This is a genomic window from Patulibacter sp. (genome assembly GCF_030655195.1).
GTDB lineage: Bacteria > Actinomycetota > Thermoleophilia > Solirubrobacterales > Solirubrobacteraceae > Patulibacter.
In genome coordinates this window covers 1-17713 of sequence record NZ_JAURWA010000015.1, presented here as the reverse complement: position 1 = coordinate 17713, position 17713 = coordinate 1, and the positions used below count along the sequence as shown (strand labels likewise).

14 protein-coding genes and 1 pseudogene are annotated in these 17713 nt (G+C 76.8%); 5 read left to right on the top strand and 10 right to left on the bottom strand.

The features are described 5' to 3' along the window. Both Q7T67_RS01695 and Q7T67_RS01690 read right to left on the bottom strand, forming a co-directional pair. Positions 1 to 238, bottom strand: a 238-nt coding sequence (locus tag Q7T67_RS01695; protein WP_304785597.1) for a hypothetical protein, incomplete at its 3' end; no start/stop codon positions are given. Positions 239 to 281: 43 nt separating this feature from the next. Next, a complete protein-coding gene (locus Q7T67_RS01690; protein WP_304785596.1) occupies positions 282 to 1478 on the bottom strand; it encodes a sorbosone dehydrogenase family protein in 1197 nt (398 codons plus the stop codon). Between the two features lie 49 nt (positions 1479 to 1527). Between Q7T67_RS01690 and murD the strand changes: the two genes are divergently transcribed. Continuing rightward, positions 1528 to 3021: a UDP-N-acetylmuramoyl-L-alanine--D-glutamate ligase gene (gene murD / locus Q7T67_RS01685; RefSeq protein ID WP_304785595.1), complete on the top strand. Its 1494-nt coding sequence runs from the start codon at positions 1528 to 1530 to the stop codon at positions 3019 to 3021. A gap of 59 nt (positions 3022 to 3080) precedes the next feature. Here the strand turns inward: murD and Q7T67_RS01680 are convergent, their stop codons facing one another. The 6 genes from Q7T67_RS01680 to Q7T67_RS01655 all read right to left on the bottom strand — a co-directional run bounded on the left by Q7T67_RS01680 (position 3081) and on the right by Q7T67_RS01655 (position 10966). Continuing rightward, the gene (locus tag Q7T67_RS01680) at positions 3081 to 4343 is read right to left on the bottom strand and encodes a winged helix-turn-helix domain-containing protein (RefSeq protein ID WP_304785594.1); all 1263 of its coding nucleotides are present in this window, start codon (positions 4341 to 4343) and stop codon (positions 3081 to 3083) included. Positions 4344 to 4365: 22 nt separating this feature from the next. After that, positions 4366 to 4974 carry a TetR/AcrR family transcriptional regulator gene (locus Q7T67_RS01675; protein WP_304785593.1) on the bottom strand — a complete coding sequence of 203 codons (609 nt, stop codon included), beginning with the start codon at positions 4972 to 4974 and terminating at the stop codon, positions 4366 to 4368. Beyond that, positions 4971 to 6236, bottom strand: a complete 1266-nt coding sequence (locus Q7T67_RS01670) for a TetR/AcrR family transcriptional regulator (RefSeq protein ID WP_304785592.1) — start codon at positions 6234 to 6236, stop codon at positions 4971 to 4973. Before Q7T67_RS01670 ends, Q7T67_RS01675 begins: the two co-directional genes overlap by 4 nt. Then, complete coding sequence (locus Q7T67_RS01665; protein ID WP_304785591.1) at positions 6233 to 7690, bottom strand: hypothetical protein; 1458 nt, start codon at positions 7688 to 7690, stop codon at positions 6233 to 6235. Before Q7T67_RS01665 ends, Q7T67_RS01670 begins: the two co-directional genes overlap by 4 nt. Before the next feature lie 127 nt (positions 7691 to 7817). Continuing rightward, positions 7818 to 9932 carry an AMP-binding protein gene (locus Q7T67_RS01660; protein WP_304785590.1) on the bottom strand — a complete coding sequence of 705 codons (2115 nt, stop codon included), beginning with the start codon at positions 9930 to 9932 and terminating at the stop codon, positions 7818 to 7820. Continuing rightward, positions 9929 to 10966: a lysophospholipid acyltransferase family protein gene (locus Q7T67_RS01655; RefSeq protein WP_304785589.1), complete on the bottom strand. Its 1038-nt coding sequence runs from the start codon at positions 10964 to 10966 to the stop codon at positions 9929 to 9931. The genes Q7T67_RS01660 and Q7T67_RS01655 overlap by 4 nt, the downstream gene beginning before the upstream one ends. Positions 10967 to 11159: 193 nt before the next feature. Between Q7T67_RS01655 and Q7T67_RS01650 the strand changes: the two genes are divergently transcribed. The 4 genes from Q7T67_RS01650 to Q7T67_RS01635 all read left to right on the top strand — a co-directional run bounded on the left by Q7T67_RS01650 (position 11160) and on the right by Q7T67_RS01635 (position 14480). Further along, positions 11160 to 11375, top strand: a complete 216-nt coding sequence (locus Q7T67_RS01650) for a heavy-metal-associated domain-containing protein (protein WP_304785588.1) — start codon at positions 11160 to 11162, stop codon at positions 11373 to 11375. A 334-nt stretch (positions 11376 to 11709) separates the two neighbouring features. Then, positions 11710 to 12345 (top strand): hypothetical protein, encoded by a 636-nt coding sequence (locus Q7T67_RS01645; RefSeq protein ID WP_304785587.1) that lies wholly within the window; start codon positions 11710 to 11712, stop codon positions 12343 to 12345. 169 nt (positions 12346 to 12514) lie between these two features. After that, the gene (locus Q7T67_RS01640) at positions 12515 to 13363 is read left to right on the top strand and encodes a hypothetical protein (protein ID WP_304785586.1); all 849 of its coding nucleotides are present in this window, start codon (positions 12515 to 12517) and stop codon (positions 13361 to 13363) included. 4 nt (positions 13364 to 13367) lie between these two features. Continuing rightward, positions 13368 to 14480: a hypothetical protein gene (locus Q7T67_RS01635; RefSeq protein ID WP_304785585.1), complete on the top strand. Its 1113-nt coding sequence runs from the start codon at positions 13368 to 13370 to the stop codon at positions 14478 to 14480. A 99-nt stretch (positions 14481 to 14579) separates the two neighbouring features. Here the strand turns inward: Q7T67_RS01635 and Q7T67_RS01630 are convergent, their stop codons facing one another. Both Q7T67_RS01630 and Q7T67_RS01625 read right to left on the bottom strand, forming a co-directional pair. Next, on the bottom strand, positions 14580 to 15539 hold the full coding sequence (locus Q7T67_RS01630) for an SDR family NAD(P)-dependent oxidoreductase (protein WP_304785584.1): 960 nt from the start codon (positions 15537 to 15539) through the stop codon (positions 14580 to 14582). Positions 15540 to 15695: 156 nt separating this feature from the next. Beyond that, positions 15696 to 17713: pseudogene (locus Q7T67_RS01625) on the bottom strand (hypothetical protein); the annotation flags it as partial.

The window sequence follows — 17713 nt, the reverse complement described above, 5'->3', positions numbered from 1 at the left end:
CGCGCAGCAGCGCGAGGACCGACCGGCGACGCCGCGGGGCGGGCCGGCGGCGGCGCATCGCGCGGACGAGGCGCTCCTCGCCGGGCATCCAGCCCGCGACGGCCAGCGCGACGAGGAGTCCCGCCGGCGCGAGCTCGAGCGCCAGGGCGGCGTCCACGAGCGCGAGCGCGGCGAGGAGGAGCACCGTTCCGGCGACCGCCATGAGGCGGCGGCGCACCGTGTGGCGGGGTCCCGGCACGCAGGCCAGGGTATCCGACCGCCCCGTGACGACGCTCCCGGGGTCAGCCGGCGTCGCGCAGCCGGTGGACCGTGCCGTCGAGGCTGCTGACGAGCAGCCGCCCGCGCCGGTCCAGCAGGTACGAGGTCTGCCGGGGGACCCGCACCCCCTCGCGACGGAGCTCGGCGCCGAGCCCCGCGTCCGCCGGGAGCGACCAGACCAGGCCGCTGCAGGTGTCGCCGAAGACGTAGCGGTCGCGCAGCGCCGGGACCGCCGCGGCGCCCGCGCCGCGCAGGGCCAGGCCGCCGACGGCGTTGCAGCCGTCGCGCTGGGTGTAGGACGCGACGGGCCAGATCAGCCGCAGCCCCGTGGTCAGCGTGCGGTTGCGCTGGACCCGCGCGCCCTCGTAGGCGGACCAGCCGAGGTTCGCGGGCTCGTCGGCGCGCCGGAGCGCCGAGGCCGGGATCCGGTCGATCTCCTCGGTCTGCGACTCCGCGGAGTCGCGGCCGGCGTCGGCGACCCACAGCGCGCCGGTGCGCGCGTCGAAGCTCAGCCGCCACGGGTTGCGCAGGCCGATCGCGACCTGGCGCCAGCGCGGCGATCGCGCGTCGGGATCGGTGCTCAGGATCTTGCCCAGCATCGAGGTGCGGTCCTGGGCCTTCTGCCGCGGGTCGTACGCCGAGCCGCCGTCGCCGAGGCCGACGTAGAGGCGGCCGTCGGGCCCGATCACCGGCTCGCCGCCGTTGTGGTTGGCGTAGGGCTGCTCCACGTCGAGCAGGGGCTCGCCGGCGGCGACGTCGACGCGCCCGTCGCGCACGGGGTAGCGGACGACGCGGTTGCGGCCGTCCTGGTCGGACTCGTGGACGACGACGCGGTCCTGCACCCCGCCGCGGCCGTCGCCCACGAAGACGAGGCCGAGCAGGCCCTGCTCGTCCTTCGTCGACACGCGGCCGCGCAGGTCGAGGAACGGGGTGCCGCCGGCGGGGCCGTCGCCGTCGAGCCACCGGGCGGTGCCGGCCCGCTCCACCACGAGCACCCGCCCGCGACGGCCGGGCTCCTGGACGAGCGAGACGGGCTCGGCGAAGCCGCGGGCCACGCGGGAGCGCTCGAGCGTCGGCGTGCGCACCTCGCGTTGCGGCGACAGGCCGGCCGACGCCGGGGGCACGGGGCGCTCCGGCGCGTCGTCGTCCCCGCCGCAACCGCCGAGCGCGAGCGCGAGGGCGACGGCGAGGACCGGGATCCGGGTCGCTGCCGCACGCACGGGCCGGAGGATACGCGGGAGCACCGGGACCCCGCTGTACCCTGCCCCGGTGCGGAATCCGTCCTCCCCGGTCCCCCCTCCTCCGCCGCTGCCCCCGGCGGACCTGCGGGTCGCCGACCTCGACGGGCGTCGGGTCGGCGTGTGGGGCGCGGGGCGCGAGGGTGCCGCGGCCCTCCGTGCGCTGGCCCGCCACGCCCCCGGCTGCCGCGCGCTCGTGGTCACGTCGGACCCCGCCCCCGTGGACGCCGCTCCGCTCCCCGACGGCCCCGGCGGCGGCCCCGTGCCGTGGCTCTCGGGCCCCGAGGGCCTCGACGCGCTCGCCGCCTGCGACGTCGTCGTCCGCTCCCCCGGCGTGCCCGTCCGCGGCCCCGAGGCGGACCGCGTCCGGGCCGACGGCGCGATCCTGACGACGGGGACGGCGCTGTGGCTCGCCGAGCGGTCGGGCTCCGAGACCGTCATCGGGATCACGGGCACGAAGGGCAAGAGCACGACCAGCTCGCTGCTGCACCATCTGCTCGGCAAGGCCGGCATCTCGAGTCGGCTGATGGGCAACATCGGCGCGCCGTTGCTCGACGCGCTGGCGCCCGCGGACCCGCCCGAGGCGTGGGTGCTCGAGCTGTCGAGCTACCAGCTGAGCGACCTGCCGCGGGCCCCCACGGTCGTGGTCGTCCTGAACCTGCTGCGCGACCACCTGCCGTGGCACGGCGACGAGGCGACCTACCACGCCGACAAGCTGCGGATCCTGACGGCCGGCGACGGGCCCCGGCTGGCCGTCCTCTCCCACGCCGACCCGCTGCTGCGTGCCGCCGCCGAGGAGCTGCGCAGCCCGGTGCTGTGGGTCGACGAGCCACACGGCCTGCACGTCGCCGGCGGTCGGGTCCTCGACGGCCCGCATGACCTCTGCGGCGTCGACGAGCTGCCGGTCCGCGGGGTCATCGGCGCCCGGAACGCGTGCGCCGCGCTGGAGTGCGTGCGCGCCCTGGGCCACGAGATCCCCGACCTGGCGGGCGCGCTGCGCGACTTCGCCACGCTGCCCCACCGGCAGGAGGTGCTCGCACGCCACGACGGGCGCACCTGGGTCGACGACTCGATCTCGACGACCCCCGAGGCGGCGATGGCCGCCATCGCGGCCTTCGCGCCCGGCCCGGTCGTGCTCGTCGCGGGCGGCCTGGACCGCCGCCAGGAGTACGGGGCGCTCGTCACGGCGCTGGCCACCGGCGCGGTGCCGACCGGGGCGATCGGCGAGCCCGCCGCCCGCGTCGACGTCGTCGGCCTGGTGGCGCTGCCGGGGACGGGTCCGGCGCTCGCCGCCGCGCTGCGGGACGCCACGGAGGGCCGACCCGACGCGCCCGCGATCGAGGAGGTCCCGCACGGGTCGCCCGACGAGGTCGCGGGCGCGGCCGTCGCCGCGGCCGCGCGGATCGCGCCGCCCGACGCCACCGTCGTCCTCTCCCCCGCCGCCCCGAGCCACAACGTCTTCCGCGACTTCGAGGACCGCGGCGACCGTTTCGCCGCGGCCGTCGCGGCGCTGCCGCGGGGCTGAGGCCGGACCACCCCGGTCCGCGGCGCCGCGGACCGGACGTCGGGCGCCGCGGCCGGCCGTCAGACCACCGCGGCCAGCTCCGTCGCGAGGTCCCCGCGCGGCCGCACGTCGACGGCGCCCAGCCCCAGCCAGCCCGCCATGGCGTGCAGCTCGGTCGCCAGCTCCCGGGCGACGTGCGCGCGGTCGGCGACGTCGTCCTCCGCGAACGCCGACTGGACCAGCAGGACGCCGGCACCGCGGTCGGCCTTGAGGTCGACGCGGGCGACGAGCCGGTCGCCGAGGAGGAACGGCAGGACGTAGTAGCCGTGGACCCGCTTCTCGCGGGGCACGTAGATCTCGAGGCGGTAGCGGAACCCGAAGAGCGCCTCCGTGCGCGTGCGCTCGAAGATCAGCGGATCGAACGGCGCCAGGAGGGCCCGGGCGTCGACCGACCGCGGCTGCCGCGCGTCGACGTGCAGGTAGGCGGGCCGCCGCCAGCCGTCGATCGTGGCCGGCAGGAGCTCGCCGGCCGCGACGAGCTCCGCGATCGCCGGCCGGGCCTGCGCGGGGCTCAGGCGGAAGTAGTCGCGCAGGCACTGCTCCGTCCCCACGCCGTGGGCCCGCGCGGCGATCCGGACGAGCTCCCGGATCGCGTCGGCGGGCTCGGGGTCCGGCGCGTCGCGGACCTCCGGAGGCAGCACGCGGGCGGGCACGTCGTAGCGGCGCTCGAACTGCGGCGTGCGCCCGGCCGACGTCACCCGGCCGACGAAGAACAGGTATTCCAGCGCGCGCTTGACCCCCGACCAGTTCCAGGCGTAGCCGTTCCCGCGCCGCTCGCCCACGACGAGCCGACCGGCGGCGACGTCGGCCTCCAGCCGGAGCTCCAGCTCGACCGCGGTCAGCGGTCCGTGGGCGGCGATCTCGGCCTCGACGGCGGCGAGCAGCTCGGGCTGCTCGCCCGCGCGGCGGATCATCCCCCAGCCCTCGTCGTCGATCCGCGCCATCCGCCAGCGCAGCAGCCGGTGGGTCGCGGGCGGCAGGAACGACGCCTCGTGCGCCCAGTACTCGACGAGTCGCCGGGGCCGCCGCGCCGTCGCGCGCTCGAGCAGCCCGAGGTCGTAGGGGCCCAGCCGACTGAAGACCGGCAGCAGGTGGGCGCGGGCGACGACGTTGACCGAGTCGATCTGCAGCAGCCCGACGCGGTCGAGCATCCGCTCGAGGTGCGCGAGCGTCAGGCGGGCCGGCGGGTTGCGGTGCCCACGGTCCGCGAAGCCCTGGGCGGCCAGGGCGATGCGGCGGGCGCGCGGGACGCTCAGTCGCAGGGGCGACGGCTCGGTGCTCACGACGCGACCTGCGACGGACCGGTCAGCGCGGGCGCAGCGCGTCGATGCCGCGGGCCCACAGCACCTCGACGTCGGCGCCGGGCGGCAGGCGGTCCTGGAGCTCGAGGCTCAGGAGGCCGTGCGCGAAGGACCACACGGTGAAGGCGCCGACGGCGTCGCCCTGCATCGCCTCGCGCAGCGCCCGCCCGGCGACGAGCTCGGCGGAGCGCACCAGCGGGCCGGGGTCCAGGGGCGCGGCCATCATCAGCTCGTAGAGGTGGCGGTGCTCCTTGCCCCACCGGCGGAAGGCCTGGGCGACGCCCGTCAACGGGTCGTCGGCCCCGCGCATGCCCTCCTCGCACGCGGCGCCCTGCTGCCGCAGGCCGATGGCGATCATCGCGTTCTCCATCGCCCCCTTGTCCGGCAGGTGCTTGTAGAGCGACGGGGCGCGGACCCCGAGACGGCCGGCGACGACGCGCATCGACACGGCGTCGGGCCCACCCTCCTCGAGCAGCTCGAGGGCGACCTCGACGATCTGCTGGGCACGCGGCGCGAGCGTCGGGACCTCGAGGGTCGCCAGCTCGCGCTCGCGCACCTCGCGCAGGTCGTCGCCCGCCGTGATCCGGCCGGCCTCGCGGTCGGGGTCGCTCACCACGTCCGCCCTTCCACGGGGCGGAGCGCGGCGATCCCGCGCAGGAAGACCGCCTCGCGGTCGTAGGTGTCCGGCACCCGCCCCTTCGACTCCAGGTCGACGAGGCCGTGGACGAACGACCAGATCGTCATCGCCGCGACGCCGTCGTGGCCGGTGGCGCGGGCGATCGGCTCCGCCGAGCGCAGCTCCGCGCCCCGCACGAGGGGTCCCGGGTCGAGCCGGCCCCGGGTGTAGAGCCGGTAGAGCGCGGGGTGCGCGTGGGCGTACTCGCGGTAGGCGGTCATCACCGCCACCAGCGGGTCCTCGTCCGCCGCGGCCGCGGCCGCGCCGGCGGCCATGCCGATCCCGCCCATCTCCCGCAGGACGTGGGCGATGATCGCGTTCTCCATCGCCAGCTTGTCCGGCAGGTGCTTGTAGAGCGACGGTGCGCGGACGCCGAGTCGCGACGCGATCCGCCGCATCGACATGCCCTCCTCGCCGTCCTCCTCCAGGAGCTCGCGAGCGACCTCGACGATGCGCGCGGCCCGCGGGGACAGCGTGACGTCCTCGGGCGGGTCGCTCCAGAACTCGGACGTCGACGCCGTCCCCTGCATCGGGGGCGGCAGCTCGATGTCGTCGTCGGCGTGCCGCAGGTGCGCGACGCCGCGGGCCCAGACCATCCCGGGGTCGTAGGCCGGCGGGAGGCGCTGCTTCATCTCCAGGTCGACGAGCCCGTGGGCGAAGGACCACAGCGTGACGGCACCCTCGAGGTCGTCGCGCATCGCCCAGCGCAGCGGATCGCCGCTGTGGAGGGCCGCGGACTGCACCAGCGGGGTGTCGGCCAGGGGCCCGTCCATGGCGACCCGGTAGCGCTGCGGGTGCTCGAGCGCCCAGCGGCGGAACCCCGAGATGATCGCCCCGACCGGGTCCTCCGCTCCCGTGATCGCAGCGCGCATGACGTCGCCGTTCTCGCGCAGGATGTCGGCGACGAGGACGTCGAGGATCGCCTGCTTGTCGGGGAGGTGCTTGTAGAGCGACGGCGCGCGCACGTCCAGGCGCGCGGCGATCGCCCGCATCGACAGCGCGTCGATGCCGTCCTCGTCGAGGAGGCGCCGGGCGACGTCGACGATCTCGCGCACCCGGGGCTTGAGCTCAGGGACCGCGGCGTCGACGACCATCCGCTCGGCGACGGTCAGGCCGGCCCCGGGCAGCACCCGTCCCTCCAGCTCGCGGCCGGCGTCGGGCACGAGGGCGGCCGGGGTCCCCTGCAGGTCCTCGCTCACGGCGCGCCCAGCACCGCGACGACGGCGTCCCGCAGATCGGCGGGGAGCGCCCGGAGCGCCGCGTCGTCGAGGACGAAGGGGTCGGCCTCGCGGTGCGGGTCGGCGGGCAGCGGAGGAAGGCCCGACAGGTGCTCGTCGCGCAGACGCCGGACGACGGCGTGGTCCCGCCACGCGTCACGGCCCGGACGGCCGTCCTCGCCGACGCCCTCGGCGATCAGGCGCATCGCCAGGAGCGACTCGGCCTCCTCGCCGACGCACTCGAACGGCTTGTGCTCGCGCAGGCCGGCGAGGTCCGCGAATCCGTCGTACTGCTCGGGGTCGTCGAGCATGTCGACGCCGAAGATCCCGCGCAGGTCGGAGGGCTCGAGCGTCGGGGCCAGCGCGAGGTACACGAAGCGGCACTTCGGGCAGTCGGCGCACCAGCGGGTGCCGCGACGGGCCGGGTCGATCCGGAACACCGCGTTGCACGAGGTGAAGACGGGGTGAAAGCGGCGCAGCCGGGAGAACGCCCGGGCGATGGCGAGCTCGCCGGCCGGGCGCAGCACGGAGCGGTAGCCGAGGCCGGGAGAGACCTCCTCGGCCAGGAGCGCCCCGTACTCCCGCTCGAACGCGGCGCCCTTGCTCCACTGGTGGTTGACCTCGAGCCCGTCCCAGACGAGGTTGGCCTCGGACGCGGAGCGCTCGTTGGCCATCGCGACGTCGTCCGCGCCGTGCAGCACGGCCGTCATGAGGGCGATGGTGGACACCACGGCAGTGACCGGTACGTGGCCGTTCAGCGCGCCGGACGCGTTGAGGTCCCCGATGTTGGGGGAGAGCCGCCGGATCGCCACCGCGTGCGGCAGCCCGCTGACGGCGACGCAGTCGACGATCGGCACCGGCCGGCCGACCGAGAAGAGGACGGGCTCGCGGCCGGCCCGCTGCACGACCTCGAGCGCCACGACGGAGTCCTTGCCGCCGCCGATCGGGACGAGCGTGCGCCCCGTGGCGGGGAGGTCGACCGGGTCCGCCGGCAAGCTCACGGCGTCGGGGAGGGCGCCGCGTTCGCGGACGTCGACGCCGTTGCGGTACGCGAACTCGCCGAGGCCGAGCGTGTAGACGTCGCGCAGCAGCGCGCGCAGCCGGGGGGACGGCGCGTCCGCCCCGTCGAGCCCGCCCGCACCGGGGGCGAAGGCGATCCGCGGCGGCGCGGCGGTCTTGAAGTACGAGACCCCGGCGAGGAGGTGCAGCAGCCGGGCGAGCCGCCGCAGGACCTCGCGGCGCGCGTCGTCCCGCGGCCACGCGACGTCCTCGAAGCGCACCGTCTCCTCGAACCGGACCGCGTCGAGCGCGTAGCGCAGGGAGACCGTCGCGGTCCGCTCGTCGATCGCGACACCCGAGAACTCGAACGTCCCGAAGGCGGTCGGCTCGAAGGGCGCGGCGGCGACCGCGGACGCGGAGGGGTTTCCGTCGCTCACCCACCGAGCGTAACCGAGCCGACGGCAGCGGTCGCCACGGGGTGGGGTGATCCGGCGACGGGTGCCCCGATCGGCGGGCGGTGGCCCGGAGGACGGTCCCGTCGACCACCGACCGCCTCGACCCGGCTCACGCGGGGGCGCGCAGCTCCCGGCGCAGGACCTTCCCCGTCGCGTTGCGGGGGAGGGCGTCGCAGAAGACGACGTCGCGCGGGACCTCGTACCGGGGCCGGGAGGCGCGGACGTGGTCCCGGACGGCCTTCGCCGACAGCCGGGCGCCGGGCGCCTTGACGACGTGCACGGCGATCCGCTCGCCGTAGTGCTCGTCGGGGACGCCGATCGCCGCGACCTCCAGGACGCCGGGGTGCTCGTCGAGCGCGTCCTCGACGGTGCGCGGGTACACGTTCTCGCCGCCGGAGATGATCATGTCGTCCTCCCGACCGAGCACGAACAGGCGACCGAGGTCGTCGAGGTATCCGACGTCGCCGGTCTCGCTCAGGCCGTCGCGCTGCGGCAGCCGGGTGCCGTCGGTGTAGCGGTCGTTCGCCAGGCCGCCGCCGACGAGGATCCGCCCGGTGCGGTGCGTCGGCAGCGCGACGCCGCCGCGGTCGACGATCCGGACCGTCGCGCCGAGCGGCACGCGGCCAGCGGTGGTCGGGGCCGCACGCAGGTCCGCCGGGTCGGCGATCGCGCCCCAGCCGACCTCGGTCGCCCCGTACAGGCTGTGGAGGTTGTCACCGAACGCGTCCATCCAGCGGGTGGCGAGGTCCCCGGGCAGCGCCGAGCCCGACGACGCGGTCACCCGCAGGCGCGAGAGGTCGAACTCCTCGCGGACGGCGGGATCGAGCTCGAGGATCCGGCCGAGCATGACCGGCACGCCGACGAGCACGTCGACCCCGTGCCGGGCGACGGAGCGCAGGACGTCCTCCGGGTCGAAGTCGCGGCGCAGGACCACGGTCGAGCCCAGCAGCATCGCCATCAGCAGGTTCGCGAACCCCCACGCGTGGAAGAGCGGCGGGGCGATCAGGAACGTCCCGCCGTCGCGGTAGTCCATGCGGTCGAGGAACGAGACGGGCGCGTCCAGCGCGATGCGGCTGCGGCGGGTGCCCTTCGGCACGCCGGTCGTGCCCGACGTCAGCAGCACCACCCGGCCGGGCGAGCCCGGGTAGGCGAGCGGGCGGCCCGCCCCCTCGACGATCAGCTCGTCGAGCGACCGGACGCCCGGCCGGGACGGGTGCTCGGCGTCCCAGGCCGCGACGACGCGGGAGACCCCGTCCGCGGTGCCCCGCGCGGCGTCGGCGGTCCGGCCGGTCGCCGCGCCGAGCGCCTCGTCCATCACGCCCAGCAGGTCGGCGTCGCAGACCAGCGCCGTGGGGCGCTCGCGGTCGAAGACGGCGCGGACCTGCGGCGCCGCGAACGCGGTGTTGACGAGGAGCGCGTCGGCCCCGGCCTTCGAGACCGCCACGAGCGCCTCGACGAAGCCGCGGTGGTTGCGGCAGGCGATCGCGACGCGGTGCCCCTCCCCCACGCCGCGGTCGCGCAGCGCCACGGCCAGGGCCGTGGTGCGCTGGTCCAGCTCGGCGTAGGTCAGCGCCCGGTCGCCGTCGATGATCGCCATCCGGTGCGGGTCGCGCGTGGCGGCGGCGGCGTAGGCCCCGGCCGGGGTGGCGCCCCAGTGCGCGAGCTGCCGGGCGATCGTCGCGTACTTGTCCGGTCGCATCGGGCGCAGGACGCCGGCGCGGCGGAAGACGCGGACGGACCGGGCCGCCAGCATCGCGACCTCGACCGGCCCGGGCCGCGTCGCGGGGGCGTCCTCGGCCAGGAGGATCCGCTCGACGGCCCGCAGCATCTCGCGGACCCGGCGACGCATCTCCGGCAGCGCGACGACGCCCGCCAGGGCGCCGGGGACGCCGCCGGGCGGGTTGTAGCCCGCGCGGACCGAGATGCGCGCGCCGTCGCCGACGGGCCGGACGCGCAGCGCGACGTGCAGGTCGATGCCGGTGACGCCGACGGCGACCAGGTCCCGGCCCTCGCGGAGCACCGTGACCTCGAGCTCGGATCCCAGCTCCGCCGCCCCGATGGCCAGCACCGTCCGCAGGCGGGTGCCCTGCCGGAGCTGACCGTCGCCGAGGACCTCGAACGTCACGAGCCCCGGCAGCGTGCGGCCGATGACGCGCGGGTCGACGACGGTCCGCCACGCCCGCTCCGGCGAGACCGGCAGGTCGATGCGCTCCGAGAGCCTCATCGGGCCTCCCAGCCGAGGACCGGGATCCGGCGCCGGCGGCCGAGCTCCGTGAGCATCTCCTGCATCGTCCCGGTCACGTGGTCGTAGACCTCCTGCTCGTCGGGGTCCTCGCCGAAGCGCGCGGCGACGTCGATCGGCGGCAGGACCTGGACCACGATCTTGGCAGGCAGCGGCAGGTGTCCCAGGAGGTCGCCGACGTTGACGCCCCAGGGCAGCGCGAGCGACACCGGCAGGCTCCGCGGTCGCGGCCCGCGTCCCGGCCCCAGGGCGCGGGCGAGCCGCTCGCCGCGACCCAGGAAGAGCGCGGTCTCCTGTCCGCCGATCGCGACGACCGGCACGATCGGCACGCCCGCGTCGAGCGCGAGCCGGACGAACTCCGAGCGACCGTCGAAGCGGATGCGGGTGGACTCCGAGCTCGGCCGGTGCGCCTCGTGCTCACCGCCCGGGTAGACCAGCACGCACGACCCGGCGGCGAGCGCCTCGCGCGCGAGATCCGGGTCCGGGGGCAGCGTGCCGAGCCGGCGCAGGAAGCCGAGCCCCGGGTACGCCGAGACGAGGTTGTGGACCATGACGTGCAGCGGGCGCTCCGGCCCGAAGTGGCTGGCGAACCCGAGCGCGAAGACGAACGAGTCCGGCGTGACCGTCCCGCCCGAGTGGTTGCCGACCAGCAGCACCGGGGCGTCGCGCGGGATGTGGTGCAGCCCGCGCACCTCCGCCCGGAACCACAGGCTCGCGACCATCCACGCCACCGGCATGGCGTCGCGGATCAGGAGGCCGTCGCGGTCGTCGAGGTCGCCCTGGGCGACGCGGGCGCGGGCGGTCGCGCCGACCGCCGAGAGGACCCCGCGGGCGGGTGTGGCCACGGGCGCCAGGGCGGTGCGCCCGACCTGGGCGGCGGCCGCCGCGAGGCCGTCGAGCGCGCCTCGGGCGCCCCGGACGGCGACGGCCGGCACGAGGCCCCGGCCGGTGCGACGCGGCGCGGGCGCGGCCGCGGGTTCGGGCTGGGTGTCGGTCGGCGTGGAGGAGCGGGGCATGTGGCGGGCGGCACGGACGATATCCCGCGCGGGATCGGGAGTCGACGGCGCCCGGGGTGACGCCCGCCCCGGCGTGGACGATCGGCGCGCGGTGGTACCGCGACCCGGGACGACCGCGGGCCCGCACCGCGCCGTCGGTAGCCTCGGTCCCAGACCCCCACCGGGTGTCCCACCGTCGCACCAGGAGTCCTCGATGACCAGTTCCGGAAGCACCCTCGAGTACGTCGTCACCGGCATGACCTGTGCGCACTGCGTCGCCTCGGTCACCGAGGAGGTCTCCGAGGTCGCGGGCGTGACCGGCGTCGACGTCGACCTGCCCAGCGGTCGGGTCGCCGTCCGGGGTGAGGGCGTGGACGAGGAGGCCGTCGTGGCCGCCGTGGCCGAGGCGGGCTACAAGGTCATCGACTGACCGACCCTCGGCCCGTCGCGGCCGGGGCAGGCCGGCGGGAGGCCCGGGCGGCAGGCCGGCGGGCGGCCGGGGCGGCCGGCCGGCGGCAGGCCGGGCGGACGGGCGGCAGGAGGACGGGCGGACGGGCCGCGGCACGCCGCGGCGGCCCCGGTGGAGGCCACCACGAGGGCTCTCGTCCCACGATCCGCCGCCGATCCGGGGGTCGCGTCCCATGCCGTCGGACGCGCGGCGGCCGGAGGAGAACGAGTGCCTCGGACGTTCACATCTACGGGGTCCACGGACGTATGGTGCATCCACCGGAACGGGGATCCCCACACCCACCCCCCGTCTATCCATGGCTCCTCCATCCGTCACCGCGCCGGCCCGCGACCGCGTCGACATCCGCCCTACGGCCCTCCTCCTGCGCGCCGCCGTCGAGCGCCACGGCGTCGACGCCACGTGCAGCCGCTTCCGGCTGTGCCGCCGGCGCCTCGGGGCCGTCGTCGCGATGCGCACGACCCGCGGTCAGCACGCCCACTTCCTCGAGCGCGGCAGCGTCGAGGACATCGTCACCCACGGCCCCGAGACCTTCGCGGTGCTGCACGTCCCGCTCGCCGGCACGCTGCAGGCGCGCCTGGGCGACCTGCTCGTCGAGCGGGGTCCCGACGCCCTCGCCCGCGACCTGGGGATCGACCTGCCCCGGGCACCCCGCTTCGTCGAGCAGATCACGATGGGCCGCGCCGGGAACGGCGCCCGGGTGACCCACGTCTGCGCGACGATCGCCGAGGCCGTCGGGATCGACCCCGCCGACCTCGAGGACCACGCGATCGAGCGCGGCTGGTGCTCCTGCTGCACGGAGCACGTGCTGGTCGCCGGGGACCGCCGCTGCCCGTGGTGCGACACCGCCGTGATCCTCGACGAGCGCGAGACCGCCGACGGCCACCGCGTGCCGCACGCGCCCGCCGACCGGCACCGCGTCCTCACCGGCTGACGCCGGACCATCCGGCTGACCTCGGACCACCCCGGCCGACACGGCCGGACACGGGCGCCGGGCCGGGCGGCGGCGGGCACGGCACGCTCGGCGTCGGGCGCGGTCGGCACCGGGCACCCCGGCGGCCGGGTCGGGCACGGGGTCGACCCGCGCCTGCCACGATGACCGCGTGGCCCGCCGTCCCGCCGTCGCGCTGCTCGTCCTCGTCGCGGCCGTCCTGATCGTCCTCGGGCTGCCGTTGCAGCACCTCCACGGCGTCACGCGTCCCGCCGCGTTCGCCGACCACGCCGCTGCGCTGAGCACCGACCCCGTCGTCCGCGATGCGCTCTCCGACGCCGCGGTCGAGGCGGTCGTCGACGCCGTCGAGGACGTCAGCCCGGCCGCCGGGCCCGCCGCCCGCGCGGTGGTCGCGCCGCGGGCCGACCGGGTCGTCGCCAGCGCGGCCTTCCGCCGGGCGTTCCGCGGGACGGCGCGGCGCGGACTCCGCCAGGTCGTCGACGCGGATCGTCGCCGGGTGACGTTCACCGTGACCGACGTCGCGGGCCTGACCACCGAGACCACGGGTGCCCTCCCGGCGGAGCTCGACCGGCTGCTGCGCTCCGTGGGCCCCGTCCCGATCTTCTCCTTCGCCCGCGGCCACGACGCCGCCGCCCGGACCGCGCGGCTGGAGCAGCTCGGCGCGGCCGGGCTGCCGCTCCTCGTCGGCGCGGGCGTCCTGCTGCTGCTCGCGATCGCCGTGGCGCCCGTCCGGCGGACGACCGTGCGCGCGTGCGGCCTGGCGGTCCTCGGGTCCGCGGCCGTGGTCGTGGCGGCGGAGCAGCTCGCCCGGGCGCTGACCCTCGGGGCCGCGGGGTCCGGACAGGACCGGGACGTCGCCGCCGCCGTCTGGGACGAGCTGCTCTCCGGCCTGCGGACCGAGGCGCTGGTCCTCGTGGCGCTCGGGCTCGTGGTCGCGCTCGGGGCGACGGTGCTGGGCCGGCCCCGTGCGGCGGGCCGTCCGGCGTACCCGCTTGGATGACGGCGTGGACGACCAGCTCGCGCGCTACGAGGTGCAGTTCCGGCGCGCCGGCCTCCCGCTCTTCATCGAGGACTGGTCGGCCCGCACGGACGCCTTCAACCGGGCGTTCCCGTTGCTGGCGCTCGTCTTCGTCCTCGAGCTGCTCGGCGCGCTGAACCTCGACTGGCCGGTCCTCCTGAACCTGGCCGCCGTCGCCGGGGCCGTCGCCTTCGCGGGCACCGCCGTCGCCCTGGCCAACCGGCGCCGCGGGCGCCGGGCGCTCGCGGTGCCCGAGGACCTGGGGCCCGCCGAGCTGGCCGGCTTCGTGCTCGTGCCCGCCGCCCTGCCGCTCCTCTTCAACGGCCAGCTGCAGAGCGCCGTGGTGACGGCCGTCTTCAACCTCTTCGTGCTCGGTGTCGTCGCGCTGGGGTTCGGCTTCGGGATCGGCGCGATCCTGGTCTGGGCGTTCCGGCGGCTGGCGGGGCAGCTCGCCCAGTCCGTCGCGCTGCTCGCCCGGGCGCTGCCGCTGCTGCTGCTCTTCGCCGTCGTCCTCTTCATCAACACGGAGATGTGGCAGGTCTTCGGGGAGATGGAGGACGTCTCGCTGCTCGCCACCGGCGGGCTGCTGTTCCTCGTGGTGCTGGCGTTCCTCGCGGTCCGCATCCCGCGCGAGGTCCGGGTGCTCGAGGCGGCGGTCGTGGCGGAGACCGGCCGCGACGTCGAGCCGCTGCGCAGGCCCCAGCGCGCGAACGTCGGGCTGGTGATGCTGATCAGCCACGGACTCCAGGTGCTCGTGGTCACCGTCGCGATCTCGGCGTTCTTCGTCGCCCTGGGGATGCTCGTGATCGGCCCCGAGGTGACGGAGTCGTGGATCGGCACGCGGGGCGAGGTCGTGGCGTGGTCGCCGCCGGACATCGGCGTGCCGGTCCGGATCACGCACGAGCTGCTGCGCGTGTCCGCGGCGATCGGTGCGCTCTCGGGCCTCTACTACGCCATCAGCGTGCTGACCGACTCCGCCTACCGCGAGGAGTTCCTCGACGAGCTGACCGACCAGATGGCCCGGACCTTCGAGGCGCGGTCGGCCTACCTGGCGCTCCTGGCGGAGCGGCGCGGGACGACGGACCTGCCGCCGGCCTGACGGGTTCGCCGGACGGGCGGGACACCGGACGGGGTCCTCCCGCCGCCGCGCCCGCCGCCCCGGTCCGCGGCAGGCGATCCGCTCCGGGCCGGGCGGGACCTACCGCGCGGCCGGGATGCGTCGCTCGCCCGAGACGTCCGTGCCCGCCGGCGCAGGGCGACCCGTGGCGCCCAGGCGCCGGGTGACGAGGGAGATGCCCGCCTCGAGCGTGCCCGGGGCGATGCTGCGGGCCAGCTGCAGCGCCAGACCCTCGCGGGCGGTGACCGCGAACGCGCGGGTGACGATCCCCTCGCAGATCAGGTCGGCGGCCTCCTCGGGCCGCAGGGCCGGGACGCGCTCGTAGGCGGCGGTCGGCGCGATCATCGGGGTGCGGACGAGCGGCATGTGGACGCCGGTGACCCGCACCCCGTCGCCGCGCACCTCGTTGGCGACGCAGCGGGAGAACGAGTCCAGCGCCGACTTCGAGGCGAGGTAGGCGGCGAACTTGGGGGTCTGCAGCAGCAGGCCCTCCGACAGCACGTTGACGATCTGCCCCCGGCCCTGGGCGCGCATCGCGGGGAGCAGCCCGAGGGTGAGCTTCACAGGCCCGTAGTAGTTGATCTGCATCGTCCGCTCGAAGTCGTGCATGCGGTCGTAGGAGTCCGCGATCGAGCGCCGGATGGACCGTCCGGCGTTGTTGACGAGGACGTCGACGGCGCCGTGCTCGGCGAGGACCACCTCGGCCAGCACCCCGACGGCGTCGAGGTCGGTCAGGTCGCAGGGCCGCACGTCGGCGGTGCCGCCGGCCTCGGCGATCCGGGCGGCGACCTGCTGCAGCGCGTCCTCGGAGCGGGCGACGAGGACGACGGTGGCGCCGGCCGCACCCAGCCGGATCGCGGTGGCCTCGCCGATCCCGGACGACGCCCCGGTGACCAGGACGACCTTGCCGCGCACCGCGCCGGCGAGCCCGCCGGCGACGACCTGCCGGACGATCCGCCCCGGGGTGTTGGGCGTCTTGGACCCCAGCGTCAGCACCCCGTGGCGCAGGTCGCGGGCGCGCCGCGAGAGGGGGTGCGTCATCGGACGGCGGAGCGGTCGCGGAACATGGCCGCCACCGTACCTACCGTCGGTAGCAAGTGCAACGCGGCGCGCGGGCGGCTGCCCCGCGCCGCCCTCGGCGCCGGACCTCCACCGCGTCCTGTGGACCCCCGCGGCACCGGGCCCCGGGGGCGCGGCTCAGCGCCGGACCTTCAGGGCGAAGCGCGACGCCTTCGTCGCGACCTGCGGGTTCTCGATCTTGCCGAGCCGCTCGACCAGGTCGTCCCACTGCCCGGGCTTCAGCGCCGAGGCCAGCTGACCGCCGGCCGCCGCACCGTCGCCGCCGGCCACCGCGAAGCCGACGTGGATGTGGTCGTCGTGGTCGCCCATCGCCAGGACGTTGGTCGCCCCGCCGAAGTCGTCCGGGCCCATCAGCGTGATGATCTGGTGCGGGGTCATCGTGCCCTGCAGGCGCAGCAGCAGGCGGACGGTGCGGTCGGTGATCGATCCGGCGCCCTGGGTCTTGGGACTGATGACCTGGCCGTCGACCGCGGCGATGTCGACCGCGTTGCCCGAGTCGTGCTCGGAGAGGTTGCCCGAGGTGGTGATCGACCCCGGCCGCCGCAGCGACGAGATCCGCAGGTCGTGGCCGTTGGCCGACAGGTACGCGAGGGTCGCCAGGACGCGGCGGTCGATCAGGCCGGCGCGGATCTGCGCGCGGCCGACCGTCGGGATCTCGATGCGGTCGTCCGCGAGCACGCGGGCCTGCAGCTGCTCCTTGCCGAGGAGCAGCACCTGGCCGGCGGTGGCGCTGCCGGCACGGATGCCGAAGAGGGCGCTCTTCTTCTCGCCCGCGTCCCGCTCGGCCGACTCGCGCTCGGCGGTCGCGGACAGCAGCCGCCAGCCGTCGAGCAGCGGCCGCGGGTCGACGCGGGGTGCGCCCTTGCCGGCGGGCCGGACCCCGAAGGCCATCGACGCGGTCTTCCCGTCGGCGTCCTGGCCCTTCCTCGGCTCGCGGCCGATGGTCCCCAGGACCGTCCCGCCGTTGACGCGGGCGCCGGTGCGGAGGTCCTTCAGCACGATGCGCGGTGCATGCCCGGAGGACCCGGACGCCTGCTCGTCGTCCGTCTTCGTGCTCTTCGACGCGGTCGTCGACGTGGAGGCCGACGCGGGCGCCGAGGCGGACGTCGTGGTCGAGGCGGTGGCCGCGGACGCCGCCGGGACGGAGCTCGCCGCGGCGGGGATCGAGGGGACCCCCGCCCAGCGCGTCCCGGTCCCGCGGGGTGCGGGGCGGGTGGAGAGCGGCCCGCGGGCCAGGACGGTGCTCGTCGACGGGGTGTCGGCCCAGATGGCGGCGAGGACGACGTCGGGCGAGGGCAGGCTCGTCGGGGCGAGGATCGAGCTGCTCGCGGCGAGCGGGGAGGCGGGCGACGCGGCTCCGGGGACCGGCAGCGCGCCGAGCGACGGCGCGGTCGCCGGGGTCGCCCCGACCGGGGTGGCGATCCCGGTCGCGGGGGCCGGCGTCGACGGCGCGCCCGTGGCGGTGCCGGGCGTCGGAGCCGCGGCACGTGCGACGGGGCTCGCCGGCGCGGAGGACGCGGCGGCGGGAGTCGCCGTCGGGGCTGCGGCCGGGGCCGACGCGCTGACCGAGCCGCCGGCCGGGGCCGCGGCCGCGGCCGGGTCGTTCGGTCCGGCGGGCGGGACCGGGACGCCGTAGCCCTTCGGCACCCGCGTCTCGTCCGCCTCGTGGGCGGCGGGCGTCGTCGCGCCGTTGGAACCACCGGGGGCCTGCGGCTCGGCCAGGAGCGGGGAGCCCGGGGCCGGGGTGACGGCCTTCGCGCTGCCGGACTGCATCGCGGCGATCGCGTCCAGGGCGGGCTGGCTGCCCGCGGTGGCGGGACCGTCCGGGGCGGGGTCGCGCTGCTCCTCGCGCTCCGCCGCGGCTGCCGCGGCCTCCTCGGCCTCGGTGCTCTCGGGGGCCGCGTACGTGTCGGCGACCGACCCGAGGTGCGCGTAGGTGTAGCGGTTGCCGAAGACGTCGCGCAGACGGACCCAGTGGCCCATCGCGTCGTTGTGCCCGGTCCCGATGATCGTGCCGTCCTGGACGGCGACGACCTCGGTGCCCGGTCGGGCGGTGATCTGGGCGGCGCGGTCGTCGCCGGGGCGGCCGCTCCAGCGCGGCGCGTCGGCGGCGGGCGCCGGGGTGCCCGCGGCGA

Coding starts and splice junctions, on each gene's coding strand:
- Q7T67_RS01655 (WP_304785589.1), bottom strand. CDS start 10,966: ATGCCCCGCTCCTCCACGCCGACCGACACCCAGCCCGAACCCGCGGCC.
- Q7T67_RS01650 (WP_304785588.1), top strand. CDS start 11,160: ATGACCAGTTCCGGAAGCACCCTCGAGTACGTCGTCACCGGCATGACC.
- Q7T67_RS01645 (WP_304785587.1), top strand. CDS start 11,710: ATGGCTCCTCCATCCGTCACCGCGCCGGCCCGCGACCGCGTCGACATC.
- Q7T67_RS01660 (WP_304785590.1), bottom strand. CDS start 9,932: ATGAGGCTCTCGGAGCGCATCGACCTGCCGGTCTCGCCGGAGCGGGCG.
- Q7T67_RS01630 (WP_304785584.1), bottom strand. CDS start 15,539: ATGACGCACCCCCTCTCGCGGCGCGCCCGCGACCTGCGCCACGGGGTG.